Source organism: Luteibacter yeojuensis (assembly GCF_011742875.1).
Lineage (GTDB): Bacteria > Pseudomonadota > Gammaproteobacteria > Xanthomonadales > Rhodanobacteraceae > Luteibacter > Luteibacter yeojuensis.
Genome location: NZ_JAAQTL010000001.1, coordinates 3,196,835 through 3,214,341, shown reverse-complemented (window position 1 = coordinate 3,214,341; position 17,507 = coordinate 3,196,835). Strand labels below are relative to the sequence as shown.

The following is a 17,507-nucleotide window of genomic DNA, read 5'->3' as shown; positions in this document are numbered from 1 at the left end:
GGACGCTCCATGGACCGCCTCATCCAGAACTACCTGATCGATCTTTTCGCCGACAACGGCATCGCCCTCGAGGCCGACGAAGACTGGCTGCTCACCGAAGGCGAGGATTTCCCCGCCATTCGCGGCATCTGGCACGAAGACAAGGAAGGTGGCATGGGCCGTCTCGACATCGACATCGTTCTCGACGAGGAACGCACCATCGAGGAGAGCTTCGGCGGTATCGGCAAGGGCAAGGAAGGTTGCCGCGACGCGCTCGACAGTTTTGCGCGCAACGACTTCCATGTCGTGCTCGCGGCTTGCTGGCATACGGTCAACGGCCGCAAGCTCGGCGTGCGTGAACTCGTCGCGGGTGGACAGCGCTTCACCGCCTATATCGGCGACTTCACGCTGCGCGGCGAGAAGGACGCGCCGATGGAGATTCCCGAGGACGGCCTGTCGGCGCTGGAAGCCGCCATCGCCACGGCGCCGCTCACCGGCGACGTGCACTGGATACGCGTGTTCTACGGAAACGTCGGCGACGGGAAGAACCAGGTGGAAGTGCTGCTGGACAACGAACCCTGGGCGGCCGGGCACAAGGCCATCGCCTCCGTGGACTGGCCGCAGCACGAACGGTATTACAGCCTGCGCAATTTCATCGCGCTGCTGCCGGCGGACTGACGACGACGTCGTAGGAGCCGCTATATCGGCGAGGTATTCCTGCCACGATGTCGCGAGCTTGCCTCGCCGCTGTAGCGGCTCCTACGAGAACGCGGCGGCTCCTTGCCAGTCTTCGGGTTTCATGATGGCAAAGAGGCCGTCGCGCCGTGTGCGGCGGCCGAGACGCAACACTTCGGCGTCGCGCGAGAACAGCACCGCCGCACCCGCGGCAGCGGCGAGCTCCAGGAACTTCTGGTCGTCGCGATCGCGGCAGCGCGGCGGCTTCGCCACCGGCTCCGCGGCAGGCAGCAAGGTCACCAGCGCGTCGAACCGTGCGATGGCGGCCGCACGGCGCGCGTCGTCCAGCTTCAGCAGCGGATAGGCCAGTACCGCCAGCCACTCGTCGCGGCAATCCTCGCGTGTCACCGCCTGCACGTCGCCCGACGCCAGTGCCGCGACGAGGGTCGCGGCACGCGGATCGTCGAAGACGAACGCATCCAGGCAGACATTCGTGTCGAGGACGACCCGCACCGGATCAGGCAGCCAGCTTCGCGCGCTGCCCGGCCACGATGCCGTACGAACGCTTGCGCGCCTCGTGGTCGAAGATCTGCGCGGTGATGATGATTTCGTCCGCGCCGGTACGCCCGATGAAGGCCGCCAGTCCCTCGCGCACGGTATCCGGCGAACCGACGACGGCGCAGGACAGTGCGTGGTCCACCTGGGCCTTTTCCATCGGCGTCCACACGCCGTCCATGGAATTCACTGGCGGCGGCAGCTGGCCCGGTGCGCCACGGCGCAGGTTCCAGAACGCCTGCTGTTGCGAGGTGAACAGACGACGCGCCTCTTCGTCGGTATCGGCGGCCACGACGTTGATGCCGAGCATCGCGTACGGCTTCGCCAGCGCTTCGGAAGGCCGGAACATCGTCCTGTAGACCTCGAGCGCCTTCATCATCAGGTCGGGCGCGAAGTGCGAGGCGAACGCGAACGGCAAGCCCAGTTCCGCGGCCAGCCGCGCGCTGAACAGGCTCGAGCCGAGCAACCAGATGGGTACATTGGTATCCATGCCCGGCACCGCACGCACGGTCTGGTTCGGCTGCTGCGGGCCCAGGAAGAACTGCAGTTCCTGCACGTCGTCGGGGAAGCGGTCGTCGCTCGGGCCGAGCGCCCGGCGCAGGGCGCGCGCCGTGCCCTGGTCGGTGCCCGGCGCACGGCCCAGACCGAGGTCGATGCGCCCGGGGTACAGCGAGGCGAGCGTTCCGAACTGCTCTGCGATCACCAGCGGCGCATGGTTGGGCAGCATGATGCCGCCGGAGCCGACGCGGATCGTCTTTGTCGCTTCCGCGACGTAGCCGATCACGATCGACGTGGCCGCGCTGGCGATACCGGTCATGTTGTGGTGCTCGGCGAGCCAGTAGCGATGGAAGCCCAGCGCCTCGGCATGGATGGCCAGGTCGCGCGAGTTGCGCAGCGCGTCGCCGGGCGTGGCGCCGCGGACGACGGGGGAGAGGTCGAGCACCGAGAATGGGATCATGAGGGAGCGCCTTCGGGGGATCCGTTCCACATGGGATCGGTGCCTGGAGGAAACAATCCGTTCCGGCGAACGATGCGCCACCATCGGATGAAAAGAGGAAAATACACCCATCCACTCATCCAGTCCGGTAATCCCGGGGAGTACCACATGATCGACGTTCGCCGCTTCGACAGCCTCGGTGGAGCCAATCACGGTTGGCTCGATGCGAAGCACCATTTTTCGTTCGCCTCGTACCACGACCCCAAGCGCATGGGCTGGGGTGCGCTGCGTGTGTGGAACGACGATACGATCGCTCCGGGCACCGGCTTCCCGCCGCACCCGCATTCGGACATGGAGATCATCACCTACGTCCGCGAAGGCGCGATCACCCATGAGGACAGCCTCGGCAACAAGGGCCGTACGGAAGCGGGCGATGTCCAGGTAATGAGCGCCGGTACCGGCATCCGTCACGCCGAATACAACGCCGAGCCGGGAACGACGCGGATCTTCCAGATCTGGATCATTCCCGACGGCGAGCGGAAGGCACCTTCGTGGGGTACCCGACCCTTCCCGAAGGGCGAGCGCTCGGGCCACTTCGTCACCCTCGCCAGCGGCATCGCCGGCGACGGGGACGCCCTGCCGATCCGCACCGATGCCCGCGTGCTCGGCGCCAGCGTCAAGGCGGGCGACACGGTGGAGTACACGTTGGCCCCGGGCCGCTTCGCATACATGGTGCCGGCCGCCGGTTCCGTGGAAGTGAACGGAACCGTCCTGAACAAGGGCGACGGCGCGGCGATCCACGACGAGACGGTCCTGCGCGTCACCGCGAGCGCGGATGCGGAGCTGGTACTGGTCGACACCGCCGCCTGACCGGCCGGCGGCATGCCGGGGGTATGCTGTGGGTCATGACGACCCACGGCACGCCCTACCTCGACAACCCGATCCTCGACACCGACAGCTACAAGGCCAGCCATTGGCTGCAATACCCGCCGGGCACCGATACCACGTTCTTCTACGTGGAGTCGCGCGGCGGCAGCTACGAAAGCACGGTGTTCTTCGGCCTCCAGGCCATCCTGAAGGCGCGCCTCGGCCACCCCGTCACCCATGCTCACGTGGACGAGGCGCGCGATTTCTTCGCGGCGCACGGCGAGCCCTTCAACGAAGAAGGCTGGCGCCACATCGTCGACGCGCACGCCGGACGCTTGCCGGTACGCGTGCGCGCCGTGCCCGAAGGCAGCGTCGTACCCACGCACCAGGCCCTCGTGACCATCGAGTCGACCGATCCCAGGGCCTACTGGCTTCCCTCCTACCTGGAAACACTGCTGCTTCGGCTGTGGTATCCGGTGACGGTGTCCACGATCAGCTGGCAGGCGCGGCGCACGATCCTGCATTACCTGGAGCGCAGCTCCGACGACCCGGCCGGGCAGATCGCCTTCAAGCTGCACGATTTCGGCGCGCGCGGCGTATCCAGCGCGGAATCCGCCGGCCTTGGCGGCATGGCGCACCTCGTCAATTTCATGGGCACCGACACGGTGTCCGGCGTGCTTGCCGCACGCGCGTACTACGGCGAGGCCATGGCGGGATTTTCCATTCCGGCCGCCGAGCACAGCACGATCACCAGCTGGGGGCGCGACCATGAGGTGGACGCCTACCGCAACATGCTCAGGCGTTTCGCGCGACCGGGTTCGCTGGTCGCGGTGGTGTCGGACAGCTACGACATCTTCCACGCCATTTCGGAACACTGGGGCAAGACGCTGCGCGATGAGGTGATCGCCTCGGGCGCCACCGTGGTGGTGCGTCCGGATTCGGGCGACCCGGTCGAGGTCGTGCATCGCTGCGTGAGCCTGCTCAACGAGGCTTTCGGCAGCACGGTGAACGGCAAGGGGTACCGCGTGCTGAACCACGTTCGCGTGATCCAGGGTGACGGCGTGAACCCGGAAAGCATCCGCGCGATCCTCGAGCGCATCACCTGTGCCGGCTATGCCGCCGACAACCTCGCCTTCGGCATGGGCGGCGCGCTGTTGCAGAAGCTCACCCGCGATACGCAGAAGTTCGCGCTGAAGTGCTCCGCCGCGCGCGTCGACGGGCAGTGGCGGGACGTCTGGAAGGATCCCGTGACCGACCAGGGCAAGATGTCCAAGCGCGGGCGCATGACCTTGCTGCGCCATCGCGAGTACGGCAGCTATCGCACCGTACCGCTACCGGGCGATGCGGTGTCGCTCCCGGCCGGCGCCATCGAACCCGGCTGGGAGGAGGCGATGGTCACCGTGTGGGAGAACGGGGAACTGAAGCGCGAGTGGACGTTCGCGGAAGTCCGCGAACGCGCCGCCGCCGGACGTTGAACCCCGGCCCGGGCTCGTCGTTCCTGCGAAGGCAGGAACCCGGCGTCTTCAGCGCGCCGATTCAGCCGCGCGCTCGAGTCACTGGGCCCCGGCCTTCGCAGGAACGACGGTGTGCTTCATCAACCCGTTGGTGAACAGGTACGACGCCGTCTGGTAATACGTGATGGCGTCCTTCGCGTCGACCGGGTCCGGATGCGCCAGCGGCGTGGCATCGCCGGTCGTGCGCTCGGGCAGCATCTGCTTCACGGGCATGCGCGGGATCAGCGACGTGAGGCGGTCGTCGTGCAGGTAGCCGAGTTCCTGGTACGTACTGAGGAACGCGCGCTCGCGGCCCGGCTCCAGGCGGAACAGGTCGTAACCGTAGAACCGCGAGGTGTAGCTGAAGCCGAGCATGCCGAGCAGCGTCGGCGGGATGTCGATCTGGCTCATCAGGCGGTCCACCCGACCCGGCTGCACGTGCTTGGGCGAGTAGATGAACAGCGGAATGTGATAGCGGTCCACCGGCAGGCTGGTCTTGCCCGCGCTGGTGGCGCAATGGTCGGCGGTGATGATGAAGATCGTGTCGTCGAACCACGGCTTCGTCGCCGCGCGCTTCAGGAAATCCGCGATCGCCCAGTCGGTGTACTGCACGGCCGCGCGGCGCGAACCCTGCGGCAGCTTCACCCGGCCCTCCGGGAACGTGTATGGGCGGTGGTTGGAGGTGGTCATCACATGACCGAAGTACGGCTTGCCCTTCGCGTAAGCCGCGTCCATCCGCTTCATCACGAGCGTGAAAAGGTCCTCGTCGGCCACGCCCCACACGTTCTCCGCGTGGATGTCCTTGTCGGCGATGGCGTTGCGGTCCACCGCCGTGTAGCCGTTGCTGGCGAAGAAGTGGTTCATGTTGTCGAAGTAGCCGTAGCCGCCGTAGAGGAACTCGGAGACATAGCCTTTCGCATTGAACACGTCGGCAAGCGACCAGAGGTTTTCGTCGTCCGGCCGCTTCACGATCGACTCGCCGGGCGTCGGCGGCACGGATAGCGACAAGGCCTCGAGGCCACGCACCGTGCGGGTGCCGTTCGCATACAGCTGGGTGAAGAACAGGCTCTTCGACGCCAGCGCGTCGAGGTTCGGCATCAGGTGCTTGTGCTTACTGACGTCCAGCCCTTCCACGTAGTCGCCGGACAGGCTCTCGACGCTGATCAGCACGACGTTGAGTTTCTGCTCCGGCTTGTCGGCCACGATCGTGCGCGTGATGTCGTGCGGATCGTCGCTGGTGAAGGTCGCGTCGGGTGTCTTCAGCAGGCCGCGCAGGTTCGCGAAGGCCTGGTCGTCGGGCAGGGTGGGGTAGTACTTCGCGTAGTTCAGCTCGTTGTCGCGGAAGGCGGCGAAGAACTGGTAGATGCCGTTGCCGGCCAGTTCGTTCACGTAGTTGTTGCTGGAACGGTCCTTCATGGAACCGCTGACCGCGAAGCTCACGGCCACGGTAAGCACCAGCCAGACCCCGGCCACGGCGCTGCGGCCAAGGAACCGCGAACCGTCGTCGCGGGCCGCGAGGACGCGGCGGCTGAACCACATCACGGCGACGGCGGCCGCCACCAGCAGCGCCGTCCAGGTGACGATGGGGTAGGACTCGCGGATATTGCCCACGACCTCGTGCGTATAGACCAGGTAGTCCACCGCGATGAAGTTGAAGCGCGCGCTGAACTCGCCCCAGAACACGAGCTCCGCCGCCGCCAGGTAGAGGACGGCGAATGCGAGCACGGCGCACAGGCCGAAGAAGATCCCGTGCCCCCAGCGCGAGAGGTAGGCACGGCGGGGCAGCAGCCATAGCGCCAGCACCAGCGGCCAGGAGAAGTAGATGAAGGTGACGACGTCGTAGCCGAAGCCGACGGCGAACAGGTACGCCCACTGCCCCAGGTCGAAAGGCACCTCGTGGCGCGTCTTCACCAGGAGGATCAGACGGACCAGGAAGGCGACACCGACGAAGAGAACGCCGAACCAGAGCAGGGGCCTGAAGCGCTGACGGAGAGCGCCGGCGGCCGGGGAAGCGGAATGCATGAAACCTCACGGGCAGGCCGGCTTCGGAATGGAGCACGGCGTCATGGCAGGGTAAGAACCGGTGCTTACATCAAGCTTTCCTCTTCCTTAGCGCAAGCTTTCGTTCCTGGGAAGCAGCCGCCATGGCGGCTCCTACGGCGACGGTCCGGCAAGAAATCGCGGTATGCCGCCGGCCTTCGCTCTGTGGCACCCTACACGGCCTTACGAACCCATCGGAGCCACGGCGGACGTGGAGCACGAGACCCGGACGGAGCTCCCGTCGACCGACCCTGCCAGTACCCGGCGAGCCCTTTACGCGACCCTCCTGCGGCGCGCGGGGGGCCCGGTGCTGTCCGTCGTCCTCCTTTGCCTGGCCTTATGGGCGCTGCATGCCATGGCCAGCGAGGTCACCTACCGGCAGATCGCCGGTTATGTGCACTCCTTGCCGAATACCGACATCGTCGTGGCCGTGCTGCTGACCGCCGGGGGCTTTGCGGTCATGACGCTCTACGACTGGTTCGGCCTGACCAGCATCGGGAAGCGCCTGCCCGCGCCCCGGGTGGGTTTCATCTCCTTCATCAGTTACGCGTTCTCGAACGCGCTGGGCATGTCGCTGCTGGTCTCCGGCTCGATCCGCTATCGCTTCTACGTCCAGGCGGGGCTGACCACGGGCGAGGTGGCGCGCGTGGTCCTGTACACCACGCTGAGTTTCTGGCTCGGGCTTGCCGCGCTTACCGGCGTCACCTTGCTCCTGGTGCCGATCCCGCCCGAGGTGCCTTTCTCCGGGCTGCGCCTTCCGCTGGCGATCGTCCTCGCACTGGTGCCGCTGGCCTGGTTCGGCATCGCGGTGGCGGTGCGCCATCCGGTGCGGCTCTGGCGCTGGTCGATCAACACGCCCACACCCGCCGCCGCGGCACGCCAGATCGTCGTCGGCGCGCTCGACTGGGGCCTGGCCGCCGGCGTGCTCTACGTGCTGATGCCGGAGGCGATCGCGGGCGGCTTCGGGCACTTCCTTGCGATCTTCGTGCTGGCGCAGATGGCCGGCCTGATCAGCCACGTACCCGGCGGACTGGGTGTGTTCGAGGCGGTGATGCTGGCCGGCTTCGGCGCCACCGGCAACCACGGCCTCGAGGCACCCATACTCGGTTCGCTCGCCGCCTTCCGCCTTGTCTATTACCTGCTGCCGCTGGGCGTGGCCACGCTCCTGGTGATCGGGCGCGAGGTGCGTGCCCTGCGTCACGCCGCACTGATCACCCCGTGGTTCAGCAGCCTGCTTCCGCCGTTCTTCGCCGGGCTCACGCTCGTCTGCGGCGCCGTACTGCTGTTCTCCGGCGCCACGCTCGCCATTCCCGGCCGCATGGAGATCCTTCGCGGCTTCGTGCCGTTACCGCTGGTGGAGGTATCGCACTTCCTGTCCAGCGTGGTGGGCATGCTCTTGCTGATCCTCTCGCGCGGCCTGCAACGGCGGCTGGATGCGGCCTATGTGCTGACGCTGGTGCTGCTGATCCTCGGTGCGGTCTTCTCGCTGCTCAAGGGCATCGACTACGAGGAAGCGACACTCCTCGCCCTGCTGGCCCTCGCCCTGGCCCCGGCGCACCGGCACTTCTACCGCCGGGCCTCGCTGTTCCGCGCCACATTCTCGCCGGGCTGGGTGCTGGCGATCGCCTCCGTGCTGGCCTGCGCCACCTGGCTGGTGTTCTTCAGCTTCAAGCACGTCGAATACAGCAACAACCTCTGGTGGGAATTCAGCTTCCGTCACGGCGGGGCACCGCGTGCGCTGCGCGCGCTGGTCGGCGCTACCGCCGTCGTGATGCTGTTCGCGCTGGCGAACCTCATCCGTCCTGCGCGGCCGCGCCGCGCGCTCCCCGGCGAAGCCGAACTGGCCCGCGCCATGCCCCTGGTGAAGGGGTTCGATTCGGCCCAGGCGCACCTCGCGCTCGTCGGCGACAAGATGCTGATGTTCGCGCCGGGCGACCGCGCCTTCATCATGTACGACGTGGAAGGGCGCAGCTGGGTCGCCATGGGCGATCCCGTGGGCACCGACGAGGATGCCCGGCGCGAGATGGTCTGGGCGTTCCGCGAGGGCTGCGAGCGTGCGGGCGGCTGGCCGCTGTTCTACCAGGTGCGGCCGCGCGACCTCGACCTCTATCTCGAAGTCGGCATGACGCTGCTCAAGGTGGGCGAGGAGGCGCGCGTACGCCTGGCCGATTTCAACCTCGACGGCAAGTCGAAGAAGACCTTGCGGGGCACGGTCAACAAGCTGTCGCGCGAAGGCCTGCGCATGGAAATCGTTCCCGTCGAGGACGTCCCGGCGCTGCTGCCGAGACTGAAGGTCATTTCCGACGCGTGGATGCGCGACAAGAAAGTACGCGAAAAACGCTTCTCGCTCGGCCTGTTCGACGAGCGCTATCTCTCGCGCACGCCCATGGCGGTGGTCTGGCAGGGCGACGAGCCCGTGGCCTTCGCCAACGTTTTCGTTACCGCGACGAAGGAGGAAGCCTCCGTCGATCTCATGCGTCACGTTCCCGAGGGCCCTTCCGGCATCATGGATTTCCTGTTCATCGAACTGATGGTCTGGGCGAAAGCCGAGGGCTATCGCTGGTTCAACCTCGGCATGGCCCCCCTTTCGGGCCTGCGGAACCGCCGCGCGGCACCCCTGTGGAGCCGCTTCGGCGCCATCGTGTTCGGCCGCGGCGAACGCTTCTACAACTTCCGCGGCCTGCACCGCTACAAGGACAAGTTCGATCCCGAGTGGGAACCGCGGTACATCGCGGTGCCCGGCGGCATCGCCCTTCCGCTCGCGCTGGCCAATGTCGCCAGCCTGATCTCCGGCGGCATCGGCGGGGTGATGCGTCGATGAAGCCCGCGATAAGGAAGGGGGTGCGGTACACCCTGTGGTCCGTCCTGGCGCTTGTGCTGCTGGGTATCCTCGCATGGCATCCATGGACCCATGCGTCCATGGAGAAATCCACCATCGAGCTTCCGGCCCTGAAGGAGGCCCCGGCGGCCGAGGAAGACCTGCTGGTGGTGATCTACTCCGGCGACGGCGGCTGGTGGGACCTCGACCAGCGCCTCGGTGCCGTGTTCACGGAACGCGGGATCCCCGTCGCGGGTGTCAGCACGTTCAAGTATTTCTGGCGCTATCGCTCGCCGGAGGAATCCGCGCACGACCTGGACGGCCTTCTGGACCGCTATACGCGCCAGTGGAACAAGACCCGCGTGCTGCTGATCGGTTACTCGTTCGGCGCCGACGTGCTGCCCACCATCGTTGGCAGGCTGAGGCCTTCCAACCGTGCGCGCCTGAGCCAGCTCGTGCTGCTTTCCGCCAGCCGCGACGTGAACTTCGAGATCGAGCTCGAGGGCTACATGCAGCAGGGCTGGTGGACCACCCACACGCACAATTTCCTGCAATGGCTGAATCCCGTGGTGCATACGGATGCCATGCCACCGATAGCCGCGTTGAGCGGCAGGCCGCCGATGGCCTGCTATTACGGCGCGGAAGACGCGGACGAGAGCGGCTGCACCGACCCGAAGCTGCCCTCGTTCGTTGAGGTTTATCGCAAACCCGGCTCGCACCACTTCGACGAAAACTACGAAACGCTGGCGACGGAACTCATCCAGCGCATGCCCGGAAAGCCGCCGGAGACGTCCACGCGGCCTTAACGTCGCCAGGGGTCCGACGAACGTGAAGGACTGTCACGGAACGTTCACCGGCGTGCCACCGAAAATTTCTCCTCCGACGCCCACGCTGTACCTTCGGGGCGGGCTAGGCACGGCAGGAGAAAGACGATGCAAAGAGAACCCGGTAAACGCGATTACGGCTCCTTCGACTGTGCCTACCTGCGCAGTCTGGCCAGTCGGGGGGTGATCGTTCCCCAGCCGGCCAAGCCGCCGCGCCAGGCGCACCCGGACCGCCCGCGTTCCGAGCGCCGCCGCAGCCCCCAGGACAGCCACGCGCCCGCCTGAAAACGGCCTTTCGACGCGATCGAGGTAAATCCGCACCAATTTTAAGAATCCTCCTATATCCGCCGGCGGCCGACCTACGCAAGATGAGGTCCAGCCCCGCCCGGTCACCTGGGCGAGGCCAAGCAATCGCCGGTGACCGATCCGACGGCAGGATGCCGTCCGTCCCTTAGCTTCAGGATCGATCCCCCCTTCATCGGCGATGACGCTGCGCCGGCTTTGCCGGGCCGCGTAGGGTGGCTCAGGCCACTGGACCCCAGGGACGGTCGCCATGGCCCTCCGCGTGAGCGCGAGGGCCATGTTTTTTTGGCTGGCAGGACGCGATTACGGGGCCTTCACTACCGGGAAGCTTTCGCCAAGGGTCACGTTCGTCTCCTCGACCACGTCGGACGCGGAGCGTGCGAGCTTTATCGCGTAGCTCCCCGCCGCGACATGCCAGCCTCCGGCTTTATCGTCGTAGCGCGCGAGGGCGAGCGGCTCCAGCGGGATGTCGACCCGGCGGCTTGCGCCGGGCTTCAGTGCGACCTTCGACCAGCCGGCCAGGCGACGCGTGGCGGCGCCGGGAGCCGTGACGTAGATCTGCGGCACGTCGGCGCCGGCGGCCTTGCCGGTGTTCTTCACGGTGACGTGGGCGACGGGACGGCCCTTCGCGTCCTTGTCCACCGCGAAGTCGCTATAGGCGAAGTTCGTATACGTGAGGCCGTAGCCGAACGGGAACAGCGGTTCGCGCTTCGTCTTTTCGAACCAGCGGTAGCCGACGTCGGCGCCTTCGATGTCGTAGTCGACGTTGTCGGCCGGCTTCGCCTTCGCATACAGCCCCGCGCCCTGGATGGTCGCGCGCGGCAGCTGCGATTCGTCCTTCGGCCAGCTCAGCGGCAGGCGGCCCGAGGGAGCCGCGACGCCATACAGCAGTCGCGCGATGGCGTCACCGCCACCCGACCCCGGATACCAGGCCTCCATCGCCGCGCCGACATGTGCCAGCCACGGCATCTTCACCGGCCCGTTGGTTTCGAGGATCACCACCGTCTTCGGATTCGCTTTGGCTACGGCTTCGACAAGCGCGTCCTGGCCGTCGGGCAGGGCGAGGTCGGGCGCATCGAACGACTCCGCCGCCCACTTGGTCACGAAGACCACCGCCACGTCCGCGCCGGCCGCGGCCTTCGCCGCCGCCGCGGGATCGGTACCCGGATCGAAGCTCACCTTGCCGCCGAGCTTCTGCATGAAGCCGAGGGGTGCCGACGCGTGGTACTTCATCGGGCCGGGCCACTTCTGCGGCTCGAGGCCCGGCACCGGATCCCCCGCCACGTCCGTCACCAGCGAGGAACCGCCGCCGGCGAATACGCCCTTGTCGGCATGCCCGCCGATGACCGCGACCGACTGCTTCGCCGACAACGGCAACAGCCCGCCTTCGTTGCGCAGGAGCACCGCGCCCGCCTCGAGCGCATCGCGCGCCACGATGCGATCGGCCTCGTACGGCACCTTGCTCTTCTTCAACGGTTCGTCGATCACGCCGTGCGCGAACAGGCTGCGCATGATGCGCTTCACCATGTCGTCGAGCCGCGCCTTCGGGAACTCGCCGGACGCATAGGCGGCGCGCAGCGGCTTGTCGAAGTACACCTCCTTGTCGAAGAACTCACCGGCGGACTCCTGGTCGAGGCCGGCGAGTGCCGCCTTGGCGCCGCTGTGCACGCCGCCCCAGTCGGACATGACGTAACCCTTGAAACCCCATTCCTGCTTCAGGACCTGGTTGAGCAGCCAGTCGTGCTCACCCGCATACGTGCCGTTGATCCGGTTGTACGACGACATGACGGAGCCGGGGTCGCCCTTGGCGATCGCGAGCTGGAACGCCAGCAGGTCGGACTCGCGCAGCGCGACGGGATCGATATCCGAACTGAGCGTGTTGCGGCCCGATTCGAGGTCGTTGATGACGAAGTGCTTCACCGTGGCGACCACCTTGCGTTCCTGCACGCCCTTGACGGTCGCGCCGACGATCGTGCCGGCGAGCACCGGGTCTTCGCCGGCATATTCGAAATTGCGGCCGTTGCGCGGATCGCGGGTGAGGTTGACGCCGCCGGCGAGGAGCACGCCATATCCCTTGCCGCGAGCCTCGCCGCCGATCATGCGTCCGCCGGCGTGGGCCACGGCCGGATCGAAGCTGGCCGCCGTGGCAAGGCCGGCCGGCAGCGAGATGGCGCCCAGCCCGTCGTTACCGTCGCGGGTCACGCCGAGCCCGGCGTCGGTCTCGTTGAGCACGGGCAGGCCGAGGCGCGGTATCGCCGGGATGAAGCCGGCGCCGTTCAGCGCGCCCGGCGGATTCGGGCCCTTCTCCTTCACCTGGCCGAAATCGGCGCGGATCATCCGGAATTTCTCGTCGTCGGTCATCGCCGCGACGATCAGTTCGGCGCGGCGATCCGGCGAGAGCGAGCGGTCCATCCAGGGACGTTCGGCGGGTGGCGCCGCCTGGACGGAGCCGGCAAGCCCGGTGGCGAGGGCGAGGGCGAGGGCGAGGGCGCTGCGACGGGCGATAGGGGGCATGGTCACGTCTCGATCCGGTGAGAAAGGCACACACCTTCGCCAAGTCCCGCTTTTATCGCAACCCACGAGACCGTGAGGGAGTAGCCTTGCTTGCCACCGGGGCCGCCAGCCCCCACTTAAGTGATTCAACGAATTCACAAAAGTCGATGCCGCTCGCCGCCTTCCATCCCGCCGTCGCCGCCTGGTTCGCCAGCGCGTTTTCCGCGCCCACCGAGGCGCAGGTGGCCGCATGGCCGGCCATCCGGTCGGGGCGGCATACGCTCGTCGCCGCGCCGACCGGCTCGGGCAAGACCCTCACGGCGTTCCTGTCGGCCATCGACGCGCTCGTGCGCGAGGGCGTCGAGCGGGGCGGCCTGCCCGATCGCACCACGATCCTCTACGTATCGCCGCTCAAGGCGCTGTCGAACGACATCCGGATCAACCTGGAGGCGCCGCTGGCGGGCATCCGCGCGCAACTGCGCGAGCAGGGCCTGCCGGACCTCGAGATCCGCACCGCGGTGCGCACCGGCGACACGCCGTCGTCCGAGCGCGAAAGGATGAAACGCCGGCCGCCGCACATCCTCGTCACCACGCCCGAATCGTTGTACGTGCTGCTCGGTTCGGAATCCGGGCGCGCGATCCTGCGCGACATCCGCGAGGTGATCGTCGACGAGATCCACGCGGTGGCCGCCAGCAAGCGCGGCAGCCACCTCGCGCTGTCGCTGGAGCGCCTGGAGGCCATCGCGCAGCGGCGGATCACGCGCATCGGCCTGTCCGCCACGCAGAAACCCATCGAGAAGGTGGCCGCCTTCCTGACCGGCGGCGAACGCGAGGATTGCGCGATCGTCGACATCGGCCATGCGCGCCGTCGCGACCTCGCACTCGAGGTGCTGCCGGTGCCGCTCGAGGCGGTCATGTCGAACGACATGTGGGAGCTGGTCTACAACCGGCTCGCCAACCTGGTGGAGGAACATCGGACCACGCTGGTCTTCGTGAACACGCGGCGCATGGCGGAGCGCGCCGCGCGACACCTGTCCGAGCGGCTCGGCAAGGACGCGGTCACCGCGCACCATGGCAGCCTCTCGCGCGAACAGCGCCTGGACGCGGAGCAGCGCCTGAAACGCGGCGAACTGCGCGCGCTGGTCGCCACGGCGTCGCTGGAACTGGGCATCGACATCGGCGACGTGGACCTCGTCTGCCAGATCGCCTCGCCGCGTTCGATCGCGGCCTTCCTGCAACGCGCGGGACGCGCGGGCCACGCCGTGGGCGGCACACCGAAGGCGCGCCTGTTCCCCACCTCGCGCGACGATCTCGTCGAATGCGCCGCCCTGCTCGACTGCGTGAGGCGCGGCGAGCTGGACACGCTCGTCGTCCCCGAGGCACCGCTCGATGTCCTGGCCCAGCAGATCGTCGCCGAAGTGGCGTGCCAGGAATGGGACGAGGACGCGCTCTACGATCTCATGCGCCGCGCATACCCTTACCGTCGACTGACGCGCGAGACCTTCGACGAGAGCGTACGCATGCTGGCCGACGGTTTCACCACGCGCGTGGGCCCGCGCGGTTCATACATCCACCGCGACGCCGTGAACCGCCGCCTGCGCGAGCGGCGCGGCGCGCGCCTCACGGCCGTGACTTCGGGCGGCACCATTCCCGACACCGGCGACTACAACGTGCTGCTCGAACCGCAGGCGACCCTCATCGGCACGGTCAACGAGGATTTCGCCATCGAAAGTCTCGCGGGCGACGTCTTCCAGCTCGGCAACCGCTCCTATCGCATCCTGCGCGTGGAGATGGGCGGCCTGCGCGTGGAGGACGCCCAGGGCGCGCCGCCGAACCTTCCGTTCTGGCTGGGCGAGGCGCCGGGACGGACGAACGAGTTGTCGCTCGGCGTGTCGCGCCTGCGTACCGAGGTCGCGGCGGCCCTCTCCGCCGGCGGTCGCGAGGCGGCGCTCGCGCACCTCACGGGCGAGCTGGGGCTGGCGAAGGCCGCGGCCGAGCAGATCGTCGACTACCTCTTCCGCGCCCATGCCGCGCTCGGCGCGTTGCCCACGCGCGAGACGCTGGTGATGGAGCGCTTCTTCGACGAATCCGGCGGCACCCAGCTCATCATCCACACACCGTTCGGCAGCCGGATCAACCGCGCCTGGGGCCTGGCCTTGCGCAAGCGCTTCTGCCGCAAGTTCAACTTCGAACTGCAAGCCGCGGCCACGGAGGACGCGATCGTGCTGTCGCTGTCCACCAGCCACAGCTTCCCGCTGGAGGAGGTCGCGCGTTACCTGCATTCCCATTCGGCCGAACACGTCTTGATCCAGGCCTTGCTCGATGCGCCCCTGTTCGGCGTGCGCTGGCGCTGGAACGCCACCACCGCGCTGGCCCTGCCCCGCTTCAACGGCGGCAAGAAGGTGCCGCCGCCGCTCCAGCGCATGAAGAGCGAGGACCTCCTCGCCACCGTGTTCCCGGATCAGGTGGCATGCGCGGAGAACCTCGTGGGCGAGCGCGAGGTGCCCGATCACCCGCTGGTACGGCAGACCCTCGACGACTGCCTGCACGAGGCGCTGGACTGCGAAGGCCTGCTGGATGTGCTGCGCGGCCTGGAATCCGGGACCATCGCGATGGTCGCGCGCGATCTCGCCACCCCCTCGCCGCTGGCGGCCGAGGTGTTGAGCGCCGCGCCCTACACCTTCCTCGACGACGCCCCGCTCGAGGAACGTCGCACGCACGCCGTGCAGTCGCGTCGCTGGAACGAGGCGGAAAGTGCCGACGACCTCGGCCGCCTCGATGCGGAAGCGATCGACGCGGTGCGGGGCGAGGCATGGCCGGAGGCGCGCAGCGCCGACGAGATGCACGAGGCCCTGCTCCAGCTCGGCGCGGTCACACCCGGCGAGGTGCGCGACAACCCGGGCTGGGCGACGCTGCTCGAGACGTTGTCCAGGGACGCGCGCGCGACCCTGCTGGGGAGCGATTCGGCGGCGCCTGTCTGGGTGGCCGCCGAGCGCCTGCCGGCATGGCGCGCGATCCGTCCCGGGCTTTCGATGGCTCCGGCGATCGCGGCTCCGGCGGAGTTCGAGGCGCAGGCATGGACGGTCGAATCGGCCCTGGTGGACATCGTCCGCGGCCGGCTCGGCGGTCTTGGCCCGGTACCCGCGGCGGCGATCGCGACGGCGCTGGGCGTGTCCGGGGCCGATGTCGGCCTGGCGTTGACCGCGCTCGAGACCGAGGGCTACGTCATGCGCGGTCCGTTCTCGCCGGGCGTGACGGAAACCGAATGGTGCGAACGGCACCTCCTGGCGCGCATCCACCGCTACACCATCGGCCGCTTGCGCCGCGAGATCGAGCCGGTGACGCGCCGCGACTTCTACCGCTTCCTGCTCGACTGGCAGCACGTGACGCACGCCACCCAGGTATCGGGTCCGGACGCACTGGCCGGCGTGATCGCCCAACTGGAAGGCTACGAGGCGGCAGCCGGTGCGTGGGAGTCGGAACTGCTCCCGGCACGTGTCAACGATTACGGGATCGGCTGGCTCGACGATCTCTGCCGCGCCGGACGCGTCGTGTGGAGTCGCCTGCGCCTGGGTTCCGGCAGCGGCGGCCCTGTCCGCGCGACGCCCATCGTGCTGCTGCCGCGTCGTCAGCTGCCCATATGGTCGGCGGCGGCACCGGTCGCGGCCGGGGAGGTATCGCTGTCCTCGCGTGCCGAGGCGGTCGCGGACGTACTGCGCGACGAAGGCGCCTCGTTCTTCGACGAACTGGCGTCCGCCACGCGCCTGCTGCGCACGGAACTCGAGGACGCCCTCGGCGAACTCGTGGCCGCCGGCCGGGTGACCGCGGACAGCTTCGCCGGATTGCGCGCGCTGCTCTTGCCTGCATCGAAGCGCAACGGCAGCCGTCACCGCCGCACACGGCGCCACATGCTGAGCGGTATCGAGGATGCGGGCCGCTGGTCGCTGGCACGGCGTCCGAGCGAACAGCGCAACGACGCGGACGGCCTGGAGCACATCGCGCGCACGCTGCTGCGTCGGTACGGCGTGGTGAGCTGGCGGATCCTGGAGCGCGAGGCTGCCTGGTTGCCGCCCTGGCGCGACCTGCGCCGCGTCTACCACCGGCTCGAGGCGCGCGGCGAGATCCGCGGCGGCCGCTTCGTGGACGGGCTCGTCGGCGAACAATTCGCGCTGCCGGAGGCGTTGCCCGCGCTGCGGCAGATCCGTCATCGCGCGCACGATGGCGAGATCGTCTGCATCGCCGGCACCGATCCGCTGAACCTGGTCGGCACCGTCATGTCCGGCGCGAAGGTGCCCTCCACCCTCGGTAACCGCATCGCGATCCGCGACGGCGTGCCGCTGGCGGCAATGGTCGCCGGCAAGTTCGTGACGCTGGTGCCGCTGGAAGGCGACGACGAGCGCGAGGCGCGCTCGGCCTTGCAACGCAAGGCGGATATGCGGGCCTCCGCAACGCTGTAGGAGCCGCTATGGCGGCGAGGGGACCTGCCTCGCCGCTTCATCGCTTCATGGGCTTCTCGCCGCTAT

At 68.0% G+C, this 17,507-nt stretch carries 11 protein-coding genes; 7 read left to right on the top strand and 4 right to left on the bottom strand.

Translation table 11 applies throughout. The annotated features are described in order from the left end of the window. The first annotated feature begins 9 nt into the window (after positions 1 to 9). A complete protein-coding gene (locus HBF32_RS14500) occupies positions 10 to 657 on the top strand; it encodes a DUF6348 family protein (RefSeq protein ID WP_166700306.1) in 648 nt (215 codons plus the stop codon). An 81-nt stretch (positions 658 to 738) separates the two neighbouring features. On the opposite strand, the gene HBF32_RS14495 is transcribed toward HBF32_RS14500, so the two are convergent. Further along, on the bottom strand, positions 739 to 1,167 hold the full coding sequence (locus tag HBF32_RS14495; RefSeq protein ID WP_338039789.1) for a putative toxin-antitoxin system toxin component, PIN family: 429 nt from the start codon (positions 1,165 to 1,167) through the stop codon (positions 739 to 741). Positions 1,168 to 1,171: 4 nt separating this feature from the next. Then, entirely contained in the window at positions 1,172 to 2,167 is a 996-nt protein-coding gene (locus tag HBF32_RS14490) for an LLM class flavin-dependent oxidoreductase (RefSeq protein ID WP_166700305.1), read from the bottom strand. Positions 2,168 to 2,314: 147 nt separating this feature from the next. Between HBF32_RS14490 and HBF32_RS14485 the strand changes: the two genes are divergently transcribed. Together HBF32_RS14485 and HBF32_RS14480 are read left to right on the top strand one after the other, a co-directional pair. Then, the gene (locus tag HBF32_RS14485) at positions 2,315 to 3,016 is read left to right on the top strand and encodes a pirin family protein (RefSeq protein ID WP_166700304.1); all 702 of its coding nucleotides are present in this window, start codon (positions 2,315 to 2,317) and stop codon (positions 3,014 to 3,016) included. 35 nt (positions 3,017 to 3,051) lie between these two features. After that, positions 3,052 to 4,488, top strand: coding sequence for a nicotinate phosphoribosyltransferase (locus HBF32_RS14480; protein WP_166700303.1), 1,437 nt, complete (start codon positions 3,052 to 3,054; stop codon positions 4,486 to 4,488). 78 nt (positions 4,489 to 4,566) lie between these two features. On the opposite strand, the gene HBF32_RS14475 is transcribed toward HBF32_RS14480, so the two are convergent. Beyond that, positions 4,567 to 6,528: an LTA synthase family protein gene (locus HBF32_RS14475; protein ID WP_166700302.1), complete on the bottom strand. Its 1,962-nt coding sequence runs from the start codon at positions 6,526 to 6,528 to the stop codon at positions 4,567 to 4,569. Positions 6,529 to 6,853: 325 nt separating this feature from the next. Between HBF32_RS14475 and mprF the strand changes: the two genes are divergently transcribed. The 3 genes from mprF to HBF32_RS14460 all read left to right on the top strand — a co-directional run bounded on the left by mprF (position 6,854) and on the right by HBF32_RS14460 (position 10,473). Next, the gene (gene mprF, locus HBF32_RS14470) at positions 6,854 to 9,367 is read left to right on the top strand and encodes a bifunctional lysylphosphatidylglycerol flippase/synthetase MprF (protein ID WP_338039788.1); all 2,514 of its coding nucleotides are present in this window, start codon (positions 6,854 to 6,856) and stop codon (positions 9,365 to 9,367) included. 20 nt (positions 9,368 to 9,387) lie between these two features. Further along, complete coding sequence (locus HBF32_RS14465) at positions 9,388 to 10,170, top strand: virulence factor family protein (protein ID WP_338039787.1); 783 nt, start codon at positions 9,388 to 9,390, stop codon at positions 10,168 to 10,170. Positions 10,171 to 10,296: 126 nt separating this feature from the next. Continuing rightward, positions 10,297 to 10,473, top strand: coding sequence for a hypothetical protein (locus HBF32_RS14460; RefSeq protein ID WP_166700299.1), 177 nt, complete (start codon positions 10,297 to 10,299; stop codon positions 10,471 to 10,473). 321 nt (positions 10,474 to 10,794) lie between these two features. Here HBF32_RS14460 and HBF32_RS14455 read toward each other — a convergent pair whose 3' ends face one another. Next, positions 10,795 to 13,005: a glycoside hydrolase family 3 protein gene (locus HBF32_RS14455; RefSeq protein ID WP_240147998.1), complete on the bottom strand. Its 2,211-nt coding sequence runs from the start codon at positions 13,003 to 13,005 to the stop codon at positions 10,795 to 10,797. Positions 13,006 to 13,151: 146 nt separating this feature from the next. On the opposite strand from HBF32_RS14455, the gene HBF32_RS14450 reads away from it, so the two are divergent. Then, positions 13,152 to 17,441 carry a DEAD/DEAH box helicase gene (locus HBF32_RS14450; protein ID WP_166700298.1) on the top strand — a complete coding sequence of 1,430 codons (4,290 nt, stop codon included), beginning with the start codon at positions 13,152 to 13,154 and terminating at the stop codon, positions 17,439 to 17,441. The last annotated feature ends 66 nt before the right edge of the window (positions 17,442 to 17,507 follow it).